The following is a 23,550-nucleotide window of genomic DNA, read 5'->3' as shown; positions in this document are numbered from 1 at the left end:
CGCTACTTCAGCTTGCCAGTCGACAGATCCATGATCATGCGCGTGGTCAGGTAGAGACGTGGCACGATGGTGTCGAGCTTCACATATTCGGCGTCGTTGGAATGCGCGCCGAAACCCGACAGACCCATGCCTTCGACCACGGCGCCCTTGGTCTTGAGCGCGGCAAACGCGGCGTCGGTGCCGCCGCCAGTTGCCTTCTCGTCGACCTTGAGCGGCAATCCGAGCTCCTGATAGATCGTCTTGCCATAGGCAGCCACGCGACGCGAGGCGTCGTTGGCCTCAAGCGGCGGACGGCGCACCTCGAACTTCAGCTCGACCTTGGAATCCGGCAGCAGGCGGTTCTTGATCTTGTCCTGCAGCGCCTTCTCCAGCTCGTCGAAATCCGACACCTTGAGCGCACGCGCATCGGCCTGGGCCGTGGCCTCGGCAGGGATCACGTTGCGGTTGGTGCCGGCCTTGGACACCGTCCAGTTCAGCTTCAGGCCCTGGTCGGGCTTTGACAGGTCCTTCATCTGCAGCACCTGGTGCGAGAGCTCGTAGAGCGCGTTGATGCCGCCCTCGGGCCGCGCGCCGGCATGCGAGGACTTCCCGGTCACCGTGAGATAGGCCGAGCCGATGCCGCTGGTGGCGAGCCGCAGCGTGCCGTCGGTGCCGCCGCCCTCGAACGAGAACACGACGTCCTGATCGGCGGCGAATTTGGTGATGGTGCTGCGCCAGCCGGGCGAGGAGATCTCCTCGTCGCCATTGGTGAGCACGGTGAGCGTGCCGTAGTCCTTGAAGTTCAGCTTCTGCAGCATCGCCACGGTGTGGAGAATGAGTGCGACGCCCTGCTTGTCGTCGGCAATGCCGAGGCCGTAGGCCTTGTCGCCGTCGATGCGAAACGGCTGATCCTTCAGCATGCCCTTCAGGTACACCGTGTCCATATGGGCGATCAGCATGATCTTCTTGGTGCCGGTGCCCTTGAAGGTCGCGTGCACGGCCGGGCCGATCTTGTCCGGCGTGTCGTCGAGGCGATAGATGTCGGTGGGTTGCAGGATCTCGACCGTGCCGCCGATCTGCTTGAGCTGGTCGGCCACGCGGCCGGCGATCACGTTCAGGCCCTCGACATCCCTGCTGCCGGTTTCGATGTTGACGAGATCGCGCAGCGTGTCGAGCAACGGCTGCTGCTCCTTCTGCGCCAGCGCATGAACGTCGGCGACCGGCTCGGCATGCGCGACGGTGGCGGCACAGGCGAGCCACAGCGAGGCGATCAAGGAACTGGCGAGCGAGGAGGCGGGCGGCGATCGGAGCATAGGCGGGATCCATCGGTTGGATGATGGCCCGGTATGCCCGTGTTTGCGGCGCGTGTCACGCCATCATGCTCCGCCGAAGCGGAGCATGATGGCGAAAGCCTCCGCTACTTCTGCGGCGGGCCGAGATCCAGCGGGGGCAGGTCGATCTGCGGGACCTCGATCTTGACCTTGTCGAGGTCGACATTGACCGGCTTGTCGAGCAGGCCCGTCACCGTGATCGGGAAGGCGATCACGATCAGCACCATGATCATCTGCAGGCCGATCCAGGGCATCGCGCCCCAATAGATGTCGGAGCTCTTCACTTCCTTCGGCGCGACGCCGCGCAGGTAGAACAGCGCGAAGCCGAACGGCGGATGCAGGAACGAGGTCTGCATGTTGACGCAGAGCATGACGCCGAACCAGATCAGCGCGGCTCCGTCGCCGACCACGGGGCCCAGGATCTTCTGCGCGATCGGAGCGATCATCGGCAGGATGATGAAAGCGATCTCGAAGAAGTCGAGGAAGAACGCCAGGAAGAAGATGAAGAGATTGATGAAGATCAGGAAGCCCCAGACGCCGCCGGGCAGCGAGGTCAGGAGATGCTCGAGCCAGACGCCGCCGGAGACGCCGAGAAACACCACCGAGAAGCAGGTCGAGCCGATCAGGATGAAGGTGACCATGCAGGTGAGGCGCATGGTGGATTCGTTGCCCTGCTTGATGAGGTCGCGCAGGTCCGGGATGCGCGCGGCCTGGATGCAGATCCAGGCCACCGCGAGATAGGTCACGGCGAAGGCGAGCTTGAAGATCAGGTTCTCGGTGAACAGCATCGCGATGATGGTGCCGATGCCGGCGGCGATGATGCCGATGACCAGCACCTTGCGGTCGGTCGCGGAGAAGTCCTTGTGGTGGATCGCGGCGAGCACGATGGCGCCGACCGCGCCCATGGCGCCGGCTTCGGTCGGGGTCGCAAGGCCCATCATCATGGTGCCGAGCACGACGAAGATCAGCACGGCGGAGGGGATGATGCCCATCAGGCACTTCTTCCACAGCGCCCAGCCGGTCAGCGTGCGCGCTTCCAGCGGCACCGGCGGCACGTGGCCCGGCTTGATCAGGCCGAGGATGAAGGTGTAGCCGGCGAACAGCATGATCTGGAACACCGAGGGGCCCCAGGCGCCGAGATACATGTCGCCGACCGACTTGCCGAGCTGGTCGGCGAGCACGATCAGCACCAGCGAGGGCGGCACCAGCTGCGTGATGGTGCCGGAGGCCGCCAGCACGCCGGTGATGTAGCGCATGTTGTAGCCGTAGCGGATCATCACGGGCATCGAGATCAGCGCCATGGCGATGACCTGCGCCGCCACCGTGCCGGTGATGGCGCCGAGGATGAAGCCGACGATGATGACGGAATAGCCAAGGCCGCCGCGGACCGGGCCGAACAGCTGGCCCATCGAATCCAGCATGTCTTCGGCGAGTCCACATCTCTCCAATATCGAGCCCATGAAGGTGAAGAACGGGATCGCGAGCAGGAGCTCGTTGGAGAGCACGCTGCCGAATACGCGGCCGGGAATCGCCTGCAGGAAGTTGAGGTCGAAGAAACCGAGATGGATGGCGAGGAAGCCGAAGGAGAGGCCGACGGCCGCCAGCGTGAACGCGACGGGGAAGCCGATCAGCATCGCCAGAACCAGGCCGCCGAACATCAGCGGCGGCATCATCTCCAGCGTGATCATTGGGTCGGCCTCTCATACTTGGCGTCGATCGTCACATAGCCCTGGAGAGCCGCGATACGCTTGATGACTTCGGAAACCCCCTGGAGCGCCAGCATGACGAAGCCGGCGGGGATGACGAACTTGATAGGCCAGCGGATCAGGCCGCCGGCATTGCCCGACATCTCGCGTACGTCATAGGCCTGCATGAAGAACGGCCACGACAGATAGGCGAGCAGCAGGCAGGAGGGGATCAGGAAGAACAGCGTGCCGATCATGTCGAGCCAGAGTTGGCCGCGCTCGGACAGCGTCAGATAGAAGATTTCGACCCGGACATGCTCGTTGCGCTTGAAGGTGTAGGACGCGCCGAACATCACGAGGATGGCGAACATGTACCATTGCAGCTCGAGCCACCCGTTCGACGAGTAGCTGAAGGCGTAGCGGATCATGGCGTTGGCCGCGCTCACCAGACAGGCCAGGAGCACGAGCAGGTTACAGACGTACCCAATCTTCTCATTGAGGGCGTCGATGGCGTTGCTCACCGCCAGCAATGGACGCATCTTAATTTTTCTCCGTCGCGGCCTAGACTTTCACGGGAGCAGCATCAGCACGCATCGCTCGGCCCGCGCGCAAAAAGCACGCGACCGCCCGGCTCGTTGTCCGAAAGCTTTGCGGCGTCAGTCCTCCCCTCGTGCCTTGCCGTCTTGACCGCGACCGCCAAAGGGGCGGGCCGGCTTATGGCTGCCGGGCAAGCAAAGGCGGTCGCACCAAACCAGCGGCTTCACCTGCCGTCAATCGGAAAATGGACAAATTGACGCCCGCTCAAAAGCTTAAGATCGCAGAAGCTTAAGGTCGCGGCGGCCGGCCTGGAACGCCTTCATCCGGCCGATCAAGAACCTGAGCAACTGGCTGGCCGCATTCGGCAGTTCGCGGCCCAACCGGGTGATGATGTGGGCTTCTGCCGCCGAGAGCAGCGGGTTGTCGACGGGAATGGCAACCAGCGATTCGTCCTCCAGATCGGCCGCCACCGAGAAGGCCGGCAGCAAGGTCACGCCAAGGCCGGAGCGGACGAAATGCCGGAGGATGCTGATCGAGGTCGTGGTCAGCTTGGGCGACAGACCGATCTTCTCGGATGTCTCGGCCATCGTCAGCAACTGGCGCGTGCCGTAACCCGCATGCATGATCCCGAGCTCGTGCCTGGCGATCTCGCGCAGCTTGACCGGGCGGCGCAGCTTCGCCAGCGGATGGTCAGGGCGCGCGATCAGGCAGATCGGCTGCCGGATGGCGGCACAGGAGCGGATTCGCGGATCCTGGGGCGGATGATAGACCAGCCCGATGTGGCAGCGGTCGTCGGCAATGGCGCGAATGACCTCGCTCGTGCCCGCAAGTTCCAGCGAAATGGTCAGGCGCGGATGCCGCCGCCAGAACTCGTCGAGCGCCCCGCCCATGAGATCGGCGACGAAGCCTTCGCCGAGCACGAGGTCGATGTGACCGCGATGCAGCCCCTGAAGCTCCCGCAAGCGGGCGAGGGTGTCGTCGCGATCCACCGTGTGGCGGCGATAATGAGCGATGAGGAGCTCGCCCGCTTCGGTCGGCCGCACGCCGCGGCTGTGCCGGTCGAGCAGGGCGGTGTCGAGCTCCCGCTCCAGCAAGGCGATCTGCCGGCTGACCACCGACGGATTCACCCCGAGCGCGTCGGCCGCGGCGCGCACCGCGCCGTAGCGCGCGGCCTCGAACAGATAGCGAAGGCGGTTCTCGTCGAGAGCATTGGTCATCCCCAAGTGTTGCCCATGAGGCAACATTAGGCAATCGCGCCGCTGATGTCCGTGCCCGGTCCTGATCCCTATGGTTCCCGGGCGAAATCAGGACGGGGGACAGGGACATGGCGGTGGTCGGTGTCGTTGGGCTCGGCAATATGGGGCGCGGCATGGCGCTCTCGCTGGTGCGGGCCGGGCATGAGGTGCTGGGGACCGACGCCTCGGAAGAGGCGCGCAGCGCGCTCGCATCGGAGGGCGTTGCGGTTTTCGAAGGCGTCGGACCGCTCTGCGCCCGGGCCGATCTGCTCATCCTGTCGCTGCCGACCGCCGAGATCGTCGACGCCGTGGTGGCCGGAAATGACGGCATCATCGCCCATGCGAGACCCGGCCTGCGCGTGGTCGACACCTCCACATCCGATCCCGAGACGACCCGCCGGCTTGCCGCGGCACTGGCCGCGCACGGCATGGCGATGATCGACGCGCCGGTCAGCGGCGGTCCGAAGGGCGCCATCACGGCCACCATGACCATGGTGATCGGCGGCGCGGATGATGATGTTGCCGCGGTCGAGCCCGTTCTCAGCGACATGAGCGCCAAGCGCGTCCATGTCGGATCGGTCGGCGCCGGGCATGTCTGCAAGCTCATCAACAATCTACTGTGCGCAGCGCACCTGCTCACCGCCGCCGAGGCGATGCGGATCGCGCGTGAGGCCGCAGTCGATCCGGCCCGCCTGCTCGAAGGCCTCAATGCCGGCTCCGGCCGGTCCGGCGTCACGCAGGTCAATCTGCCGACCTGGGTGCTGAATGGTGCGTTCGATTCCGGCTTCACCATGGCCCTCATGCGCAAGGACGTGCGCCTCGCCACGCAACTCATCGGCACGCTCGTCCTCGATCTGCCGATCGCGCGCGAAGCTTCGCGGATCTGGTCGGACAGCGCCGCGACGATCGGCGATGCCGAAGACTTCAACAGGATCGTCGAGCTTCAGCTCGGCAGGATATGAGCGACACCATGACCCCTTTCATCGACACGCGGCTGCGCGAGGCGCTCGCGCCGTTCTGGCCGGATTGCGCGGCGATCGGCTCTCACATCGCGGGCCGGATCGTTCCTGGCACGGGCGCGCTCATCACGATCGATGATCCCGCAACCGGCGCGCCGCTTTACGCCTATCATGATGCGGGCGAGGCCGTCGTCGCCGAGGCGGCTGCGGCGGCTGTCGCGGCGCAGACGAATTGGGCACGGCTCACAGGTGCAGCGCGCGGGCGCATCATGCAGGCGATCGCGCGTGCCGTTCACGGCAAGGCGGAGGAGCTGGCGCGCCTGGAATCGCTCTCGGCTGGCAAGCCGATCCGCGATACGCGCGTCGAGGTCGCCAAGGTCGCCGAGATGTTCGAGTACTATGCCGGCTGGGCCGACAAATTCCACGGCGACGTGATCCCGGTGCCGTCGAGCCATCTCAACTACACGCGGCGCGAAGCGGTCGGCGTCGTGCTCCAGATCACGCCCTGGAATGCGCCGATCTTCACCGGCGGCTGGCAGGTCGCGCCCGCGATCTCGATGGGCAACGGCGTGCTGCTGAAACCGTCGGAGCTGACGCCGCTGACCTCGCTGGCGCTGGCGCTTCTCGCCGAGCAGGCCGGCCTTCCGGTCGGTCTCGTCAACGTGCTCGCGGGCTACGGCCACACGACGGGGCAGGCCGCGCTCGGTCGGCCGGCGGTGAAGAAAGTCGTGTTCGTGGGTTCAGTGCCGACGGGCAGGTTGATCGCGGAGGCAGCCGCCAAGCGCCTGCTGCCTTGCGTGCTCGAGCTCGGCGGAAAGTCCGCCAACATCGTGTTCGCCGACGCCGACCTTGCACGCGCGGCGATCGGTGCGCAGTCGGCGATCTTCGCCGGCGCCGGACAGAGCTGCGTCGCAGGCTCGCGGCTGCTGGTCGAGCGTTCCGTCTACGATCGCTTCGTCAAGATGGTCGCTGATGGCGCCGCCAAGCTGAAGGTCGGCGCGCCCGATGCGGCGGAGACCGAGGTCGGGCCGATCAACAATGCCCGGCAGTACACCCGCGTGCTTGCGATGGTGAAGCAGGGCCTCGCGGAGGGCGCGACGCTCGCGGCCGGCAGCGACGGCGGCGTGGAGCAGGGCGGCTTCTTCGTCAGACCGACGGTGCTGCGCGACGTCAGCAACAGCATGGCGGTCGCGCGCGAGGAGATTTTTGGGCCTGTCGTCGCCGCGATCCCGTTCGATACCGAGGAGGAAGCGATCGCGCTCGCCAACGACAGCGATTTTGGTCTGGCCGGCGCGGTGTGGACGGGCAACGTCGCGCGCGCGCATCGGGTCGCCGCGCAAGTCAGGGCCGGGACGTTCTGGATCAATTCCTACAAGACGATCAGCGTCGCTTCGCCGTTCGGCGGTTTCGGCATGAGCGGCTATGGCCGTTCGAGCGGGGTCGAAACGCTGTTCGAATACACCCAGGTCAAGAGCGTCTGGGTCGAGACCGCGGCCGAGCCAGCCGTGGGCTTCGGCTACGTGCCGGGTGTGCGGGAGTGAGGTCTAAAGCGCCATGAGATTTGGATAAATCGTCATCGCGCTTTAGGTCGTTGTTTGAGCATGATCTTTTCGGAAAACCGCTGCGCACTTTTCCGGATCATGCTTTAGCCGCCGGTGACGCTCATGTGCCTGCTGACGCTGGGCCGGTCGTGGCGGCGGTCGATGATGAAATCATGGCCCTTGGGCTTGAGCCCGATGGCGCGGTCGATCGCATCCGCAAGCAGCATGTCGTCATCGGATGCACGCAGCGGCTTGCGCAGATCCGAGGCGTCCTCGTGGCCGAGGCAGGTGTGCAGCGTGCCCGTGCAGGTGATGCGCACCCGGTTGCAGGATTCGCAGAAATTGTGGGTCATCGGCGTGATGAAGCCGAGCTTGCCACCGGTTTCGGCGACGCTGACATAGCGCGCCGGCCCGCCGGTGCTCTCGGCGAGATCCGTCATGGTGAACTGCTGGGCGAGGCGCGCGCGCACCAGCGACAGCGGCAGATACTGGTCTATGCGGCCCGCGCCGATCTCGCCCATCGGCATCACCTCGATCAGCGTCAGGCCCATGCCCTTGCCGTGGGCCCAGCGCATCAGCTCGGGAAGCTCGTCCTCGTTGAGGTTCTTCAGGGCGACCGCGTTGATCTTGACGGCGAGGCCAGCGGCGCGCGCGGCCTCGATGCCTTCCAGCACCTTGTCGATCTCGCCCCAGCGGGTGATCTCGCGAAACTTCTTGGGATCGAGCGTGTCGAGCGAGACGTTGATGCGGCGGACACCGCAATCGGCGAGCTCGTTGGCATGCTTTGCCAGTTGCGTGCCGTTGGTGGTCAGCGTCAGCTCGTTCAGGGCACCGCTCTTGAGGTGCCGCGACAGCGAGCGCACCAGCGTCATCACGTTGCGGCGGACCAGAGGCTCGCCGCCGGTGAGCCGCAGCTTCTTCACGCCCTTGGCGATGAAGGCGGTGCAGAGCCGGTCGAGTTCCTCGAGCGTCAGCAGGTCCGCCTTGGGCAGGAACGTCATGTCTTCCGACATGCAGTAGAAGCAGCGCAAATCGCAGCGGTCGGTGACGGAGACGCGCAAATAGGAGATGGTCCGCCCGAACGGATCGGTCATGGCGCTCGACAGCGCCGCGCGTGGGTTCGCGGAAGGTCCGTTCATATCAGATGCCTTGCCAAATGCCTTGTCACTTACGGCGACGGGCGCACCTTTGCTTCAGCGGTGCTTGGAAGCAATCTAAGCATCGGACGCGGCTAGGACAATCGGGTGGTATACATAAGTCGGCGCTTGCTCAGCGCTTTCCGGCGTTCGGGTCGGGGAACGGCGAGGCCGCAGCAGGTGCAGCATCGGCCGGGGCCTCGGCGGGCGCGGCAGCGGCGGCGGCCGGTTTCGGCTTCTTCGGTCGGTGCGGCTTCTTCACCGGCTTCGGCGGCGTCGCCGGCTGGAGTTCCGCAAAAACCGGATTCGGGTCGGTGGTGACCGAGGCGGGCGTGGTGAAATCCCCGGAATTCTTGATCACGTTTACCGGGACGCTGGCCGGCTGGTACTTTGGCAGCGCGAAAGCGACCGTGAACGGCACATCGGGCGCGGGAACCGAGACCGAGCAGGGTGTCTTGCAGCTCTGACCGAGCGACGTCGTGGCGTCAGCACCCGGAGGATTCGATTCGAGCCGGACCTGAACGGTCGGCGGCGCCGATTTGAATATGTCCCAAGACATAGAGGAGCAGCCACCCAGGCTTGTTGCTCCCAAAAGACCTGCCCCCATTAGAGCAATCGCGTTGACACGACGCATAACCATCCACTTCTACTGCGACGAACCGCCACATCCCCGGCCGGACCATAGGGGTGTCGCCTGGGGCAGGCAACCGGCGCGGGGCGCATAGATAATAGATGGTTAACGCAGGGTTCCCTAAAATAACCCTGTCTGGTCAGTGCCTTGCCGGCACTATGCGGTCATCAGGCTGTGCACGGCATCCGGCAGGTCACGCATGTGATGGATCAGCCGGTCCGGCTTCAGCTCGGCGATCGGCACATCCGTATAGCCGAAGCTGACCCCGATCACGGGCACCCCAGCCCGCCGGGCGACGCCGACATCGGTTCCGGCATCGCCGACCATGATGCTGGCCTTCACCTCGCCGCCGGCGCGGGCCACGGTCTCGCGGAAAATGGTCGGATCGGGCTTCTGGACCCCGAAAGTGTCGGCGCCGCAGATCGCGGCGAACCGCCGGGTCAGGTCGAGCCGGTCCAGCAGGCGCTTGGACAGCCATTCCAGCTTGTTGGTGCAGACCGCGAGGCGATAGCCCTGCGTCGCAAACAGGTCGAGAGCTTCCAGGAGCCCCTCGAAGGGGCGGGATTCGACCGCGATATGGTCGGCGTAATAGGCGATGAAATCCGCCGTCATCCGGTCCATGTCATCAGGCGTGACGCTGCGGCCCTCGGCTTCCAGCCCCCGTTCGATCAGCTTGCGGGCGCCGGCGCCGATCATGTTGCGCGCCGAGGCCATCGGGACCGGCGGCAGGCCTTCGCGGTCCAGCACATAATTCAGGGCGGTGATCAGGTCGGGCGCCGTATCCACCAGCGTGCCGTCGAGATCGAAGACGAGGGTGTAGGGGGAGGTCATGGTCCAGCGCTATCGGTCCGGCCGCGCCGGCGCAAGGGGCGGGTCATAAGTTCACCTTATAGGCCTGTTCCGGCGCGGAAAACGAGGCTACATAGGCCGCCGCAAGCGGCACACGCGGCGGCATTCTCGATTCAAGGGCGGACGTACATTGAACATGGACCAGTTGAAGCGGCAGGCTGCGGCGCGCGCCCTCGAGGAGGTGCGTGACGGCATGCAGCTCGGGCTCGGCACCGGCTCGACCGCAAAGCATTTCGTCGAGCTGCTCGGCGAGCGCGTCGCCGCCGGGCTCAAGGTGATCGGCGTGCCGACCTCGGAGCAGACCCGCGCGGACGCGGAGCGCTGCGGCGTGCCGCTGACGACTCTGGATGAGATCGATCATCTCGACTTGACGGTCGACGGCGCCGACGAGATCGATCCCGACTTCAATCTGATCAAGGGCGGCGGCGGCGCGCTGCTGCGCGAGAAGATCGTGGCGGCTGCTTCGGATCGCATGATCGTGATTGCCGACGACAGCAAATGGGTGCCGACGCTGGGCAAGTTTCCGCTGCCGGTCGAGGTCATCCCGTTCGGGCTCGGCGCGACACGCCGTGCGATCGAGAAGGCATTTGCGGCGTGCGGCGTTTCCGGGCCGATGGCGGTCCGCAAGGCCAAAGGCGGGGACAAGGACGGCCACGTTTTCGTCACCGATGGCGGCCACTGGATCCTCGATGCCCAGCTCGGGCGGATTGTGGATCCGCCCGGCCTCGCCAAGGCGTTGAGCGCCATCCCCGGCGTGGTCGAGCATGGGTTGTTCATCGGCTTGGCCAGCTCGGCCGTTTTGGCGGGTGGCGAGGGAATTCGCGTGTTTGAACGGCGCAAGCCGAAAGGAGACTAGGAATGAAGAGCGTATTGAAGTTCTTGCCGGCTGCGACCCTCGCTGTGGGACTGGCCCTTTCGGCCGCCCCGGCCATCGCGCAGCAGCCGGCTCCTGCGCAGCCGCCCAAGGCGCCTGCGGCGGCCCCGCCGAAGGCCTCGCCTGCGGCGATCGCGGCGGCCAAGGAGATCCTGCAGATCAAGAACGCCACCGCGATGTATCAGGGCGCCGTGCCCGGCCTCGTCGAGAAGACCAAGATCGCGCTGGTCCAGCAGAACCTCAACTACCAGAAGGACCTCAACGAGGTCGCACAGGTCGTGGCCCAGCAGCTCCAGGGCCGCCAGAACGAGATCGGCGAGGGCATGGCGCAGATCTATGCCAGCGAGTTCACCGAGCAGGAGCTGAAGGATCTCGTCACCTTCTACAAGTCGCCGCTGGGCAAGAAGCTGATCGAATCCGAGCCGCGCGCCATCGGGCTGAGCATGGCCTTCATGAACTCCTGGGCCCAGAACTTCTCCGAGACCGTGATGGGCGCCTTCCGCGCCGAGATGCGCAAGCGTGGCAAGGAAATCTGACAGTACCTATCTGAGAGGATAGCTGGTCAGAAAATCCCTCGAGCGCATCGCCGCGCTTTGGGTTGAAGAGGTCGGAGTGGACAATGGCTGAATTCGACGTCGACCTCTTTGTCATCGGTGGCGGTTCGGGCGGCGTGCGTGCCGCCCGCATCGCGGCGGGCCACGGCGCCCGCGTGATGATCGCGGAAGAGTACCGCATGGGCGGCACCTGCGTGATCCGCGGCTGCGTGCCGAAGAAGCTGTTCGTGATCGGCTCGCATGTCCGTCACGAGATCGAGGACGCCGCCGGCTTCGGCTGGACCATTCCGTCCATGAGCTTCGACTGGGCGACGCTGATCGCCAACAAGGACAAGGAGATCGCGCGGCTGGAGGCGGCCTACACCGCCAATGTCGAGAAGTCGGGCGCGCAGATCGTCAAGAGCCGGGCGGTGATCGAGGACGCCCACACCGTCCGCCTGCTCGCGGACGACAAGAAGATCAGGGCGAAGTACATCCTGATCGCCACCGGTGGCGCGCCCAACCACGGCGCCGCGATCCCGGGCATCGAGCACGTGATCTCCTCCAACGAGGCGTTCCATCTGAAGAAGCTGCCGAAGCGGATCGTGATCCAGGGCGGCGGCTATATCGCGCTGGAATTCGCGGGCATCTTCGCCGGCTACGGCTCCGACGTCACCGTGATCTATCGCGGCGACAATATTTTGCGCGGCTTTGACGAGGATGTGCGCACGCATGTCCGCGCCGAGATGGAAAAGCAGGGCATCACCATCCTCACCGGCTGTACGGTGAACAAGGTCGAGCGCCATGGCGACGTATTCACGACCCATCTGTCGAACGGATCGAGCCTCGCGTCGGACCAGGTGATGTTCGCGATCGGCCGCCATCCGTCCGTCGCCAATCTCGGCCTCGAGAAGGCCGGCGTCGCCATCAATCCCCGGAATGGCGGCATCGCGGTCGATCATTTCTCCAAGAGCTCGGTCGACAGCATCTACGCGATCGGCGACGTCACCCACCGCTTCAACCTGACGCCGGTCGCGATCCGCGAGGGGCATGCCTTCGCCGACACCGTGTTCGGCAATCGTACGGTGCAGGTCGATCATTCCAGCATTCCGACCGCGGTGTTCTCGCAGCCGGAGGTCGGCACGGTCGGTCTGACGGAAACCGAGGCGCGCGCGCAGTTCAGCCACGTCGACATCTACAAGACGACGTTCCGCCCGATCAAGGCGACGATGTCCGGCCGCGACACCCGCGTGCTGATGAAGCTCGTCGTCGACGGCGCCACCGATCGCGTGGTCGGCTGCCACATCGTCGGCGATTGCGCCGCCGAGGTCACGCAGGTCGTGGCGATCGCGGTGAAGATGAAGGCGACCAAGGCCGATTTCGACGCGACCATCGCGCTGCATCCGACCGCAGCCGAAGAGCTGGTGACGATGCGCACCCCGACCGCGCGCCACGTGCGGCAGGCGGCGGAGTAGGGCGTCTCCTACGCGTAAAGATACCCGACCGGCCTGCCTTCGGTCCGCAAGGGACGCACGTCCTTTTGCGTGATGATCTGGCCGGCGAGGCCGTCGATCTCGTCGCGCTGCGTCGGCGTCCAGCTCCGAAGCTCATTCATGCCCTTGAGCAGGCCGAGCCGCAGGACCTGGGTGTTTTCGCCGACGCCGATAAGGCTGATTGAATCCTTGCCCGCCGTCACCACGTCGCCGGCGGAGAGCTCGAAGCTCTCGCCGGCCTTCTTCCTGAACTCGGCGGTGCCGCGGATGACGCGATAGATCACGACCTCGCCCTTGGCAAAACAGCTCGGGTCGGCGGCGTTCGAGGTGCTCTTCGGCAGCAGCGACTGGCCGGGTGGATCGGTTGCGATGATGTGGCCGGTGACGAGATGGCCGCTCGGCACTTCGATGCCGATGTCGCGCAGGTAGACCGGCATAGCCGATTTGACCGCACCATTGGTGAGCGGCTTGAACAGCGCATCCAGCGCCAGCGCATCCTGCAGCCAGAAGCCTGCATCGGCGGGGCGGTTGTGCAGCGGATGGCTCCAGGCCACGCGCGGCGTCTCGGCCTCGTCGATCTGGTCCGGACCGACGATGGTGGGATTCGGAAAGGTGGTGGGATCGGTGATGAAGGCTTCGAGGAATTTGCCGGAATAGCCCATCGAGATCGGATCGGGCACCACCGTCTGCGGCGTCTTCAGATTCTCTTCGGTCGACAGGCCCGACCAGGTGTAGAAGAGCTGGCGATGCACGATCGCGCTTTGCAGCATCACCGCGCCCGGGCCGACATTGTAGAAGCGCCCGTCATAGTCGAAGGTGAACGCGCCCGACGTCACCAGCACGAGCTGGAAGCCGCCCGGCGGCAGGTGCAGATGGAAATCGGTGGGGCCGGTGTCCGGGCGATAGATCGGCAGGTTGGTCGCGACCTCGTGCAGCAGGAAGGTTTCGTTGTTGGCGTGAAAGCCTTCGTTGGCGCGGTTGTAGAGCGCCTGCGGCCGGTAGGTCGCCTCGAACTTCGCATTCTTGTCGCGATCGATCGCGACAAAATCCTGGGCGTTGAGGCGAAGGGGTGAGCCGTCCGGGCGGGTGAGGCCGGTGAATTTGAGATCGCCGGCAGCATGCACGTTCATGGCATTCTCCGATTCTCTGCCGTCGTCCCGGAGCTAGGGCGCACACAACTGGCTGCTCCACGCGTTGGTGGGCAGGGACGCAAGGGCTGACGCTGTCTTGCGAATTCCGGGCCAGTTGGAACCAATCGCAGCACACGGGCTCGCGGGCTCGTGGCAACGAGAGAAAAATCGAGATTGCACCTGAGGTTAGGCAAGCATGGTCGCCGGCTTGCCTTGCCCGTTGGAGAACCGTGCTGTTCGATGGAAGCGCCGTCTCTTGTCTAATTTAGCGGCATGCATTGCCGGCGATGTGCAGCCGCGAGAGATGGCGACGCAACGGCCTCCGCGGGATCATGGCCCCAAGGCTACCCAGTGAACCGGGTCCCCGCAGTTCCAACCAGGGAGTTTCCATGCCGACCGGCTACGGAAAGCCGCAGGAGGCCGCCCGCTATATCGCCGAAATGTGCACCGAGCTGCGCGAGATCGCGCACGGCGCCGGGCTATCGCTCCTGTCGCATCTGCTCAGCCTGGTGATCTTGCAGGCCGGGAAACACCGTCATGCGGACGGACACGAGTTCGGCCACGTGCCTGAAGCGGCTCAGTCGAACGACTGAACCGCGGCACGTTGGGGCTTGCCCATCGGGCTGTCCGCCCACTTCGCCATGTCCACCGTTCGTGCGTCGATGGTTTCGCACCAGAGGCAATTGAACTCTGTCGAACCTTTGCGGGTCAGGATGGGGACCAGGCCACGGCCACATCCGTTGCAATTGGTGATATGGGCCATGTGTTTCTCCAAGCCACAGCAATTCCGGAGCGCCCTTATCGTTCCCAAAGCTTGCGTGGGCGCTATGTCGGTGCCCGCGCACCGTGGCCGGTGGGCGCGCTCGTCCCTGAAACCGTAGATGTAGCGATCCATCGTGACACGGCTGCGATGTCGTCGCCGTTGTCGCGATAGGTGCGGAGCTGGAACTCGGCGGAGCTGCCGCGCTCAACGATGGTGCGGCAATGCTCGACCTCGGCGGCGCAATTCAGCGCGGCCGCGTCTCCGGCGGTGTGGTCGATGATCCTGGAGAGAAGCTCCGAGATCGTGACCGGCCCGTCCCTGGAGGCGAAGATGCAGTCGGTGCCGTAGCGCTGGGCGCGCCATTTGTTCTCGACCGCGATCGCGCGCTCGACCGCGGTGACCTCGCTGGACCGATGCGGCCGCAGATAGAGATGGCGTGTCAGGCAGCGATAGAGCGAGGCAATGGCGACCGCGTCTTCGACGAAGGTGCAGGTATCGGGTGCGCGCAACTCGAGCGTTGGATGTTTCATCGACGGGCGCATCGCCCACCAGATGTGGCTCTCGTCGGGGATCACGCCGGAGCGCTGCAACGCGCCGATATAGTCGTCGTAATCGTGCTTCGTTTCGAACAGCTCGGGCAAGCCGGTGCGGGGCAGCTCGGAATAGGCGGCGAGCCGGTAGCCCTTCAGTCCCGTCTTGTGCGAATTCCAGAACGGCGAGGAGGCCGACAGCGCGATGAACAGCGGCAGATGCGGCAGCATCGCCCGCATCACCGCCATCCGCTTCTCGGGATCGGGCAATTGCACGTGCACATGCATGCCGCACATCATGTTGCGGTGACCGATGCTGCGCAGATCTTCGATCATCTCCTCGTAGCGAGGCTTCGGGCTCGGCTGGGACATGCGCCAGATCGCGGTCGGATGGGTGCCGCAGGCCATGATGACGAAGCCGTATTGCGCGGCGACGTTGGCGACCTCGCGGCGCAGGAACCTCAGCTCTTCCCGCGCGTCATTGACATCGACATGGACGTTGGTCGCGACCTCGAGCTGGGATTGCAGCATCTCGCGCATGGCCTGGCCGCCGGTCGACCAGTTGGCCGATTCGAACAGCGCGTTCGGCGTCTCGATCGCGACCTCGAAAGTGCGACGATCGGCGAGGAAATACTCCTCCTCGATGCCGAACGAATATTCCGCCGCCTTGCCGCGCCCGCCGGCGGAGCGAATGACGAGGTGTTGCGTGCCGCCGGACGAATCCAGCCGCAGCAGTTTCATAACGTCTGATGCAAATGTCATCGTGCCGCCCGGCGATGGTATTACCTGCGGGCTATAATCCGTCTGACCCGTGCCGGTTCCGCCTCGGACCCACTGGAAAGTGCAAGGTCGAACGGAACAATTTTCGCGCTTTCGGATGCGCGCGCGATCAGGGCGTGATTGGGCGGCACTTCGGTCCAGTCCGTTTCCTTATCGAACGGCTCGGAGACGACGATGACCTGGCCGCCGTCCTCACGAAAATAAAGCGTGTTGGCGGCATCATTGACCGAGACGCGAAACGCATAGAGATCCCGGCCGTTGGCGATCGCGCTGGTGAAGCGCAGCCGCTCGCGCAGCCCGCCTTCGTTGACGAGGCCGACGAGCGACTGCAGCACGGCGCGTGTTGCGCCAAGCGGATCGTTCTCGAGTCCGGCCCCCATCATGGCGAGGAACACGGCTTCGGAATCGGTCGTGCCGAGCCGCGACGGATAATAGGCGTCGGGGATCAGCGCCTCGACCTTTCGCCGCAGCCGGTTCCAGCTTCCGACGAATCCGTTGTGCATGAACATCCACTGACCGCAGGCGAAGGGATGGCAGTTCTGCCGCGTCACCGCGGTGCCGGTCGCAGCGCGCACATGGGCGAAGAACAGATGCGAGCGTAGATGGCGGCAGAGATAGCGCAGGTTTTCATCCGACCAGGCCGGCCGCGTCTCGCGATAGAGGCCGGGCTCGGGATGCTCGCCATACCAGCCAAGACCAAAACCGTCGCCATTCGAGCCCGCCGTCGACTGCAGCGAGCGGATGCTCTGCGCGATCAACGAATGCTCGGGCTCGGTGACGTAAGGCTCGAACGAGGTGGTCTCGCCCCGGTATGCGATCCAGCGGCACATGCGGGTTCCTGTCGGTGGTGGATCCGTGCTGAGACGCACCAACACGGCTGACGGGATGGTGGTTCCCGCCGAAGCAGGCGGGGTTGCCTTATTGCCCCCGCTGTGTAGAACAGCCTCCGGGTGCTCGCTGCATTGGTGCGGCGACAGGTCAAGCGATGGTCGGGCCGCCACGCAGAATGCGTGTGCCCATGAACGACCAGCTGCCCGGCAGACACCTGCCCAAATCCGCCCCCTTCGTCGAGCGAGCGCTCAACAGTCTCCAGCATTTCCTGCATGTGGAGGCTGTCGGTGGCATCGTGCTGCTGGTGGCTGCCGCTGCCGCACTGCTGTGGGCCAACTCACCCTTCGCCCATTCGTATCACAGCCTCTGGAACCTGCCGATCACGCTTCGCCTTGGCGAGTTCGTGTTCGCCCGCTCGGTGCATTTCTGGATCAACGACGCATTGATGACGATCTTCTTCCTCGTTGTCGGCATGGAGATCCGCCGTGAAATCCACGAAGGCGCACTCAGCAGGTTCGATCAGGCGATACTGCCGGTGCTGGCTGCCGCCGGTGGTGTCGTCGTCCCCGCGCTGGTCTATCTCGGCTTCAACAATGCCGCCGGGCGCAGCCATGGCTGGGCGATTCCGACTGCGACGGATATTGCCTTTGCGGTAGGCGTGCTCGCGCTGCTCGGACGATCGATCCCCGCCAATGTCAGGGTCTTCCTGCTTGCACTGGCCATCATCGACGACATCATCGCGGTTCTCATCATCGCACTGTTCTACAGCGGCGGGCTCGATCTCAACGGCTTCATCGTGGCATCGCTCGGCGTGCTGTTAGCGCTCGGGCTTCAGCGGCTCGGCTTCGACTCCGCGTTCGCTTACGTTCTGCCGGCCTTCGTCGTCTGGGCAGGCTTCCTTGTGGCCGGCGTTCATCCCACTCTCGCAGGTGTCGTGCTCGGCTTGATCACGCCGGTGCGCGCGGCGCATCCGGAACGATTGCCGCCCGTCGTCCGCGTCGAGACGGCACTGCATCCCTGGGTCGCCTACGCAATCATGCCGCTGTTCGCGCTGGCGAACGCCGGTGTCGAACTCAGGGGTGCTGAATTGGCCGGCGGCGCCCAATTCGTAACGCTCGGCATTGGCCTTGCGCTGTGCGCGGGAAAACCGATCGGCGTCATCGGCGCGACGTGGCTTGCGGTGCGCGTTGGCGGATGCCGGCTGGCACCCGGCGTCCGCTGGGGCGGCGTCTGGCTCATCGGGCTTCTGGCCGGGATCGGCTTCACCATGTCGATCTTCATCGCCATGCTCGCCTTCACCGACGACAAACTGCTGGATGCGGCGAAGCTCGGCGTGCTGCTCGGCTCGCTCATCTCCGTGACGTCAGGCCTTGGATGGGGCGCCGAGTACGCCCAGCGACGTCGCAAGGCGATCGGAGACTGAGGCGATGTCCGCTTGCGCGGACACTGACACCTCAGGCCGGAAGCGAGATCAGGGCCGCGGCTTCCTGATCGTGCGGGTTGTCGCTCGCCGCAAGACCTTGCGCGACGCCGATGCGGTCGGCCTCGGGTCGATTCTGGCTCATCTTGCGCTTGCCCTCGAACCGCACGACGGGAATGCGCACGCCGACGATCCCGCGCAATTGCGCGGCAACGAAGTCAGCGGGTGCGTCACTGACCGCCCAGGGTTTTGCGCGCGGGCCTTCGTGCTTGCTGGTCAGCCGCGTGACCGCATCGAGCAGGCGCTCGGGCTCCTGGAAGAATTCGACCGGGCCGTAGGCGTGCACGGCAACGTAATTCCAGGTCGGCACGACCTTTCCGGTCTCCTGCTTGGTCGCATACCAGGACGGCGTCACATAGGCGTCGGGCCCGGAGAAGATCGCGAGCGCATCGCCGATCGGCGGTAGCTTCCATTGCGGATTGGCCCGCGCCACATGCCCGTACAGCACGCCGTGCTCGCCTTCGCTTTCGTCGAGGAACAGCGGCAGGGGCGTGGCGACCGGGCCTTCGCTGGTGGCCGTCACGAGACTGGCGAGGCGGGCACCGCGTATGGTCGCGCGGATGCTCTCGATGTCGTCGTCCCTGAAGGCCGGGGGAATGTACATGGCGTGTCTCCGTTTCGGTCCGGAGATACCGGCAATCTGGCCTATATGAAACGGCCAGTTTTGATAGATTTAATCAGTCCAGTTCGGCGACGGCCTGGGCGAGAAGCTTGCAGCCGCGCTCGATCTGCGCGACTTCCAGCGCCGAATAGCCCATGACGAGGCCGACCGCCTTCCGCGCCGGGCGGGGGCCTGCGAACAGGGCGGAGACGGGATAGATGCCGACGCCCTTGGCGCGGGCCGCCTGGACCAGCGCATCCTCGCGCTTCTGCGGCAGGTCATCGAACCACGCCACCACATGCAGGCCCGCGGCGGTGCCCTCGATCCTGACGCGATCGCCGAACCGGCGGCGCAGCGCGTCGACCAGCGCCTGCTGGCGCTCGGCGTTGCGACGGCGCGCGCGCCTGATGTGGCTCTCATAGGTGCCGCTTTCGAGCATCGCGGCGAGCGCTTCCTGCTCGATGAGCGGCGTGTGCCGGTCCATGATCTGCTTGGCGGCGGCAAACAGCGACCGCAGCCCCGTGGGCACCACGAGATAGCCGATCCGCAGCGTAGGAGAGAGCGTCTTGGAGACGGTGCCGAGATAGATCACGTTGTCGCTGCCTTCGAGCGCATGCAGCGGCGGGATCGGCTTGGTGTCGTAGCGATACTCGCTGTCGTAATCGTCCTCGACCACGTAAGCGTCGTTCTTGCGTGCCCAGGCGAGCAATTGATGCCGGCGCCCGATCGGCATGACGCCGCCGAGCGGGTACTGGTGCGACGGCGTCACATAAGCGAGGCGGGCGGCGATGCCGTCGAGCAGCGCGGTCTGAAGGCCGTCGGCATCGACCGTAACAGGCACCGTCTCGGCGCCCGTCGCGGCAAAGGTGTGCCGCGCCATCTGGTAGCCGGGGTCCTCCATCACGAAGCGGTCGCCGGCATCGAGCAGCAGCCGCGCGCAGATGTCGAGGCCCTGCTGCGAGCCATTGACGACGACGATCTGATCGACCTCGCAGCGGATGCTGCGCGAGCGCCACAGATAGCCCTGAAGCGCAGTGCGCAGCCGCAACGACCCGCAAGGGTCGTCATAGGCGAGCCGTTCGGGCCTGTGCGCCATAGCCGCCGTCACCGCGCGCTTCCAGGCGAGCACCGGAAAGTCCGATGGTGCGAGCTCGCCATAGCGGAAGTTTGCGACGAGCCCGCGCGGCGGCTCGGTCCAGCGCGGCGGGTCCTGCCGCAGCCGCTCGCCGAACGCTGACAGCCGCAGCTTGCGCGCCGGCGGGGACGAGATGCGCGTGCGTCCGCGTGCGACGACGGCACGGGCCACGCGCGGCCGCGCGCCATGGCGGGTCTCGATGAAGCCTTCGGCGGCGAGCTGCTCGTAGGCGATTGTGACGGTGGAGCGCGCCACGCCCATCTCGCTCGCAAGCGCGCGCGACGACGGCAACAGGCCGTCGGTCCCGTACACGAGCGCCATGATTTGGTCGCGCAGTGCTTCGTAAATATGGCGCGCGCCGATGTGGCCCGGATTGGTTCTCTTCTGCATCATTCACATTCCAGGCCGGCATCGCTCCGGACCGACGAGGTTGGAATGTGTTTCTAATCCCGTTCGCCGAGCGTTTCGACGTAAGCCTTGCCGTAAGGGTAAAAATACTCTTTGCGGCCCTGGTCCCATTGCGCCCTGAACCCGGGCGCCGTGATGTCCCAGTCCGGACGGCAGATCATGCTGACGGCTCTGAGGTCCTGGCGAAGCTCTTCAAGCGTCGGGCGACCGAAGAACCAGTAGCCGTTGTAGATCTTGTGAATGCGTAAGTTGGGCTCCAGCACGATGACATGGGGAATCATCGGATTGTGGATCGGGTCGGTGTATTCGGCGATGTCGAGATCCTTCTGAACGGTCCGCCTGGGATCGGACAGGAAGGGCCAGTGCGCTCCCGCACCGGTGCGGTATTCGTTGGTCTGGGTGATGGTGTCGGTGGTGATCGTGACCAGCCGGCAATAGCCGACCTCCATCTCGCGATGGAGCTGCACCAGCCCTTCGGTCTGGCGGCGGTCCTTCGGACAGAAGCCGCCGCGGCCGAGCACGAGCACCATGGGATCGCCTGCCTGCAGCTCCGAGAGCTTGCGGTGCTTGCCGGTGTGGTCGCTGAGCTCGTAATCCGGGAAGGTCGCTCCGGTGACCATGTCTGCTCGCATGAAACTCTCCATCTGCCGCAATGATGCGGACGCTTTCATAGATCGATCACGATGTCGCCCTGCGGCCGTGAGCAGCAGATCAGGACATTTCCGTCTGCCGGTGCGTCGAGCGGGTCGGGCTGATAGCTGACGTCGCCCGCAACGAGCCCACTCTCGCAATTGTGGCACACCCCCGTCCGGCATGACCAGCGCACCGGGACGTCGCAGGCTTCGGCCAGCTCGAGCAGGCTGGCGTAGGACGGTCCCCAGCAGGCATTGAGGCCGCTGCGCGCAAACGACACCATGGGCCCCGGACCCTGTGCGCCAGCCGGCACATGCGGGGGCGTCTTCAGTGAAGCGGCGATGCCGGGCGTCAGCGACGGCCCGGCGCCGAATAGCTCGGTGTGGATGCGATCGCGCGCGACGCCCCATCCACTCAGGCCGGCTGTGAGGTCGCTCATGAAGCCGGCCGGTCCGCACAAATAGAAGTCGCTGTCTTGCGGCAGATCGAGCCGCTGGAGCAGGGGCAGATCCAGATGTCCGGTGCTGTCGAAATCGACCGCGGGACGATCGCCGGGATCGGGCGTGCTGTAGCGGATGTGGCTGTGATGGTGAGAGAGCCCTGCCAGCAGCGCGCGCACCTCGGTGGCGAAGGCATGTTCGCGGCCGTTGCGGGTGCCGTGCAGCCACCAGACATCTCGCGGCGATCCTTCGGCTGCGAGCGCGTGAAGCATGGCGAGCACCGGGGTCACGCCAATGCCGGCACTCAGCAGGACAACCGGCCGCGTGCTCGGCTGCAGCGTGAAACTCCCACGTGGCGCGCCGAGTTGTACGACGTCGCCAGGTTGGAGCGCGTCGGCGATGTAGGTGCTGGCGATGCCATGCGCCTCGCGTTTGATGCTGAGGCGATAGGACGCCGCATCGGCGTGGCGCGACAGTGAATAGCTGCGCGTCATCGCAGGCGTGCCGGCAGGCCCGAGCCTGACGATGACGAACTGACCGGGAAGAGCGACGGCTCCGGGATGTCCGTCCGCGGGTTCAAGGACCAGCGATGTCACGTCATTGGTTTCGGCGATCTTGCGCGCGACGCGAAACGGCCGAAAGCCGCGCCAGGCCGGTGATGGGCTCGCCGCCGGGCCGAGCCCCGCATTTCCTGTCGCCGGATCGTCCTTCTGCCTGAGCAGCGCCTCAAAGGAATGGCGCCAGCCGCGGCTCAGCGCGGGAATCCGCAGCGCGCGCTCGAGGCGGTCGCGCGGGTGAGGGGGCAGGTAGAGCAAGGCGTTGATCTCGAACACGCTCATGCGTTCAGGGCCGGTCGCGATCTGCTCGATCTCGTCGCCGGCCGCGACGTCGCCCTCCTCGATCACACGAAAATAAAAGCCGGGCCGGCCGTGCTTGACCAGCAGCGCGGCCATGTCCGGCTCCTCCATGCGAATGCCGAGCCGGTAGCAGGTGACGCGCGGTTGCGTCACCTCGAACAGCGCCGAGCCAATTCTGTAACGATCTCCGATGCAGACCTCGGCGTCGGCGAGGCCTTCGACGGTGAAATTCTCGCCGAATTGACCATGGACGAGGTGCGAGCGACCGAGATGCTGTTGCCAGTAGCGATAGGAATCGTCCTGATAGACGAACACCGCACGATGCTCGCCGCCGTGACCGGCGGTATCGCCCTGGCCGTCACCATCGATGTTGAGCCGCCGCACCCGGCGGGAGCCTTCGACAGGGGCCTTCCAGATGCCGGTATGGACCGTCCTGCCTTGCCAGGCGATGTCGCGCGGCAGGCCGACATTAACGGACAGCAAACGTGCCATGCCTTGTTCTCCGGGTTGACCAGCGAGGCGTCGCGAGCCGGCGGATTCCGGATCGCTCCGTCGTCAATCTGCATCCACCCCGGCTCTTTGGCGCGTTAGTCGTTGTTAGACGTTGCGAGGCAGTCTTGCCGCCGGCTCTCCGTGCTCCGATCTAGAGAATAGGAACCGCAAGGCGGGAGATTGCGATGGATGACCAGGCCACATTGGCGGCGCTCCAGCGCCACTGGGACGCGTCGGACGCGAACGATTTTGACGCCGAGCATGTGATTTATCACGACGACGCCGTGCTCGACTATCCACAGTCCGGCGAGCGCATTCGTGGCCGCCGGAACATTCAGCAGAGCCGCTTCGTGCAGCCGAACAAGAAGCGCTTCACGGTACGGCGGATCGTCGGCGGCGGCGATCTCTGGGTCAGCGAATTCGTCCTGACCTACGACGGGGTGCCGTCCTACGTCGTCAGCATCATGGAATTCCAGGGCGGGTTGGTCGTGCACGAGACGCAATATTTCGGCGACAGGTTCGACCCGGCGCCGTCGCGCGCGCATCTGGTGGAGCGGGTGGGATAGGCGGGCACGCTGTCATTGCGAGCGGAGCGAAGCAATCCAGAATCTGTCCGCGGAGGCAGTCTGGATTGCCTCGCTCCGCTCGCAATGACGTGGGAAGAGCTGCGCACCATTGCTTAACCAA

General features: G+C 65.3%; 23 protein-coding genes. 8 read left to right on the top strand and 15 right to left on the bottom strand.

The window, feature by feature from the left end:
* Positions 1-2: 2 nt before the first annotated feature.
* The 4 genes from RAD16_RS26775 to RAD16_RS26760 all read right to left on the bottom strand — a co-directional run bounded on the left by RAD16_RS26775 (position 3) and on the right by RAD16_RS26760 (position 4,749).
* Positions 3-1,292: a M20/M25/M40 family metallo-hydrolase gene (locus RAD16_RS26775; RefSeq protein ID WP_458160830.1), complete on the bottom strand. Its 1,290-nt coding sequence runs from the start codon at positions 1,290-1,292 to the stop codon at positions 3-5.
* Positions 1,293-1,396: 104 nt separating this feature from the next.
* On the bottom strand, positions 1,397-2,998 hold the full coding sequence (locus RAD16_RS26770; RefSeq protein ID WP_458160829.1) for a TRAP transporter large permease: 1,602 nt from the start codon (positions 2,996-2,998) through the stop codon (positions 1,397-1,399).
* Positions 2,995-3,534, bottom strand: a complete 540-nt coding sequence (locus RAD16_RS26765; RefSeq protein WP_458160828.1) for a TRAP transporter small permease subunit — start codon at positions 3,532-3,534, stop codon at positions 2,995-2,997. The genes RAD16_RS26770 and RAD16_RS26765 overlap by 4 nt, the downstream gene beginning before the upstream one ends.
* A 270-nt stretch (positions 3,535-3,804) precedes the next feature.
* Positions 3,805-4,749 carry a LysR family transcriptional regulator gene (locus tag RAD16_RS26760; protein WP_458160827.1) on the bottom strand — a complete coding sequence of 315 codons (945 nt, stop codon included), beginning with the start codon at positions 4,747-4,749 and terminating at the stop codon, positions 3,805-3,807.
* A gap of 107 nt (positions 4,750-4,856) precedes the next feature.
* Here RAD16_RS26760 and RAD16_RS26755 point away from each other — a divergent pair, with 107 nt between their 5' ends.
* Positions 4,857-5,729 carry an NAD(P)-dependent oxidoreductase gene (locus RAD16_RS26755; protein ID WP_458160826.1) on the top strand — a complete coding sequence of 291 codons (873 nt, stop codon included), beginning with the start codon at positions 4,857-4,859 and terminating at the stop codon, positions 5,727-5,729.
* 8 nt (positions 5,730-5,737) lie between these two features.
* Positions 5,738-7,267 carry an aldehyde dehydrogenase family protein gene (locus RAD16_RS26750; protein ID WP_458160825.1) on the top strand — a complete coding sequence of 510 codons (1,530 nt, stop codon included), beginning with the start codon at positions 5,738-5,740 and terminating at the stop codon, positions 7,265-7,267.
* Positions 7,268-7,371: 104 nt separating this feature from the next.
* Here RAD16_RS26750 and moaA read toward each other — a convergent pair whose 3' ends face one another.
* From moaA to RAD16_RS26735, 3 genes are all read right to left on the bottom strand, one after another.
* Positions 7,372-8,406: a GTP 3',8-cyclase MoaA gene (gene moaA / locus RAD16_RS26745; RefSeq protein ID WP_458160824.1), complete on the bottom strand. Its 1,035-nt coding sequence runs from the start codon at positions 8,404-8,406 to the stop codon at positions 7,372-7,374.
* Between the two features lie 130 nt (positions 8,407-8,536).
* Entirely contained in the window at positions 8,537-9,037 is a 501-nt protein-coding gene (locus RAD16_RS26740) for a hypothetical protein (RefSeq protein WP_458160823.1), read from the bottom strand.
* A gap of 153 nt (positions 9,038-9,190) precedes the next feature.
* The gene (locus RAD16_RS26735; RefSeq protein ID WP_458160822.1) at positions 9,191-9,865 is read right to left on the bottom strand and encodes an HAD-IA family hydrolase; all 675 of its coding nucleotides are present in this window, start codon (positions 9,863-9,865) and stop codon (positions 9,191-9,193) included.
* Between the two features lie 148 nt (positions 9,866-10,013).
* Between RAD16_RS26735 and rpiA the strand changes: the two genes are divergently transcribed.
* The 3 genes from rpiA to gor all read left to right on the top strand — a co-directional run bounded on the left by rpiA (position 10,014) and on the right by gor (position 12,765).
* The gene (rpiA, locus tag RAD16_RS26730) at positions 10,014-10,739 is read left to right on the top strand and encodes a ribose-5-phosphate isomerase RpiA (protein WP_458160821.1); all 726 of its coding nucleotides are present in this window, start codon (positions 10,014-10,016) and stop codon (positions 10,737-10,739) included.
* A 2-nt stretch (positions 10,740-10,741) separates the two neighbouring features.
* Positions 10,742-11,293: a DUF2059 domain-containing protein gene (locus RAD16_RS26725; RefSeq protein ID WP_458160820.1), complete on the top strand. Its 552-nt coding sequence runs from the start codon at positions 10,742-10,744 to the stop codon at positions 11,291-11,293.
* 83 nt (positions 11,294-11,376) lie between these two features.
* Positions 11,377-12,765: a glutathione-disulfide reductase gene (gene gor / locus RAD16_RS26720; protein WP_458160819.1), complete on the top strand. Its 1,389-nt coding sequence runs from the start codon at positions 11,377-11,379 to the stop codon at positions 12,763-12,765.
* Between the two features lie 8 nt (positions 12,766-12,773).
* Here the strand turns inward: gor and RAD16_RS26715 are convergent, their stop codons facing one another.
* The gene (locus tag RAD16_RS26715; RefSeq protein WP_458160818.1) at positions 12,774-13,913 is read right to left on the bottom strand and encodes a hypothetical protein; all 1,140 of its coding nucleotides are present in this window, start codon (positions 13,911-13,913) and stop codon (positions 12,774-12,776) included.
* 389 nt (positions 13,914-14,302) lie between these two features.
* Here RAD16_RS26715 and RAD16_RS26710 point away from each other — a divergent pair, with 389 nt between their 5' ends.
* The gene (locus RAD16_RS26710; protein WP_458160817.1) at positions 14,303-14,506 is read left to right on the top strand and encodes a hypothetical protein; all 204 of its coding nucleotides are present in this window, start codon (positions 14,303-14,305) and stop codon (positions 14,504-14,506) included.
* Here the strand turns inward: RAD16_RS26710 and RAD16_RS26705 are convergent.
* From RAD16_RS26705 to RAD16_RS26695, 3 genes are all read right to left on the bottom strand, one after another.
* Positions 14,491-14,676 carry a hypothetical protein gene (locus RAD16_RS26705; protein ID WP_458160816.1) on the bottom strand — a complete coding sequence of 62 codons (186 nt, stop codon included), beginning with the start codon at positions 14,674-14,676 and terminating at the stop codon, positions 14,491-14,493. The genes RAD16_RS26710 and RAD16_RS26705 overlap by 16 nt on opposite strands.
* Positions 14,677-14,738: 62 nt before the next feature.
* Positions 14,739-15,968 carry a carboxylate-amine ligase gene (locus RAD16_RS26700; RefSeq protein ID WP_458160815.1) on the bottom strand — a complete coding sequence of 410 codons (1,230 nt, stop codon included), beginning with the start codon at positions 15,966-15,968 and terminating at the stop codon, positions 14,739-14,741.
* Between the two features lie 20 nt (positions 15,969-15,988).
* Entirely contained in the window at positions 15,989-16,816 is an 828-nt protein-coding gene (locus RAD16_RS26695; protein ID WP_458160814.1) for a class II glutamine amidotransferase, read from the bottom strand.
* A gap of 188 nt (positions 16,817-17,004) precedes the next feature.
* Here RAD16_RS26695 and nhaA point away from each other — a divergent pair, with 188 nt between their 5' ends.
* Positions 17,005-18,240: a Na+/H+ antiporter NhaA gene (nhaA, locus tag RAD16_RS26690; protein WP_458160813.1), complete on the top strand. Its 1,236-nt coding sequence runs from the start codon at positions 17,005-17,007 to the stop codon at positions 18,238-18,240.
* Between the two features lie 31 nt (positions 18,241-18,271).
* On the opposite strand, the gene RAD16_RS26685 is transcribed toward nhaA, so the two are convergent.
* The 4 genes from RAD16_RS26685 to RAD16_RS26670 form a co-directional block, all read right to left on the bottom strand.
* The gene (locus RAD16_RS26685; protein WP_458160812.1) at positions 18,272-18,901 is read right to left on the bottom strand and encodes an FMN-binding negative transcriptional regulator; all 630 of its coding nucleotides are present in this window, start codon (positions 18,899-18,901) and stop codon (positions 18,272-18,274) included.
* Between the two features lie 73 nt (positions 18,902-18,974).
* Positions 18,975-20,426 carry a MocR-like pyridoxine biosynthesis transcription factor PdxR gene (gene pdxR, locus RAD16_RS26680; RefSeq protein WP_458160811.1) on the bottom strand — a complete coding sequence of 484 codons (1,452 nt, stop codon included), beginning with the start codon at positions 20,424-20,426 and terminating at the stop codon, positions 18,975-18,977.
* Between the two features lie 50 nt (positions 20,427-20,476).
* Positions 20,477-21,073, bottom strand: coding sequence for a redoxin domain-containing protein (locus tag RAD16_RS26675; protein ID WP_458160810.1), 597 nt, complete (start codon positions 21,071-21,073; stop codon positions 20,477-20,479).
* Positions 21,074-21,108: 35 nt separating this feature from the next.
* The gene (locus tag RAD16_RS26670) at positions 21,109-22,863 is read right to left on the bottom strand and encodes an MOSC domain-containing protein (RefSeq protein WP_458160809.1); all 1,755 of its coding nucleotides are present in this window, start codon (positions 22,861-22,863) and stop codon (positions 21,109-21,111) included.
* Between the two features lie 185 nt (positions 22,864-23,048).
* Here RAD16_RS26670 and RAD16_RS26665 point away from each other — a divergent pair, with 185 nt between their 5' ends.
* A complete protein-coding gene (locus RAD16_RS26665; protein ID WP_458160808.1) occupies positions 23,049-23,429 on the top strand; it encodes a nuclear transport factor 2 family protein in 381 nt (126 codons plus the stop codon).
* Positions 23,430-23,550: the final 121 nt, after the last annotated feature.

Source organism: Bradyrhizobium sp. 18BD (genome assembly GCF_054185225.1).
Note: the sequence above shows the minus strand (reverse complement) of the source record. Positions and strands in the feature narration are given on the sequence as shown.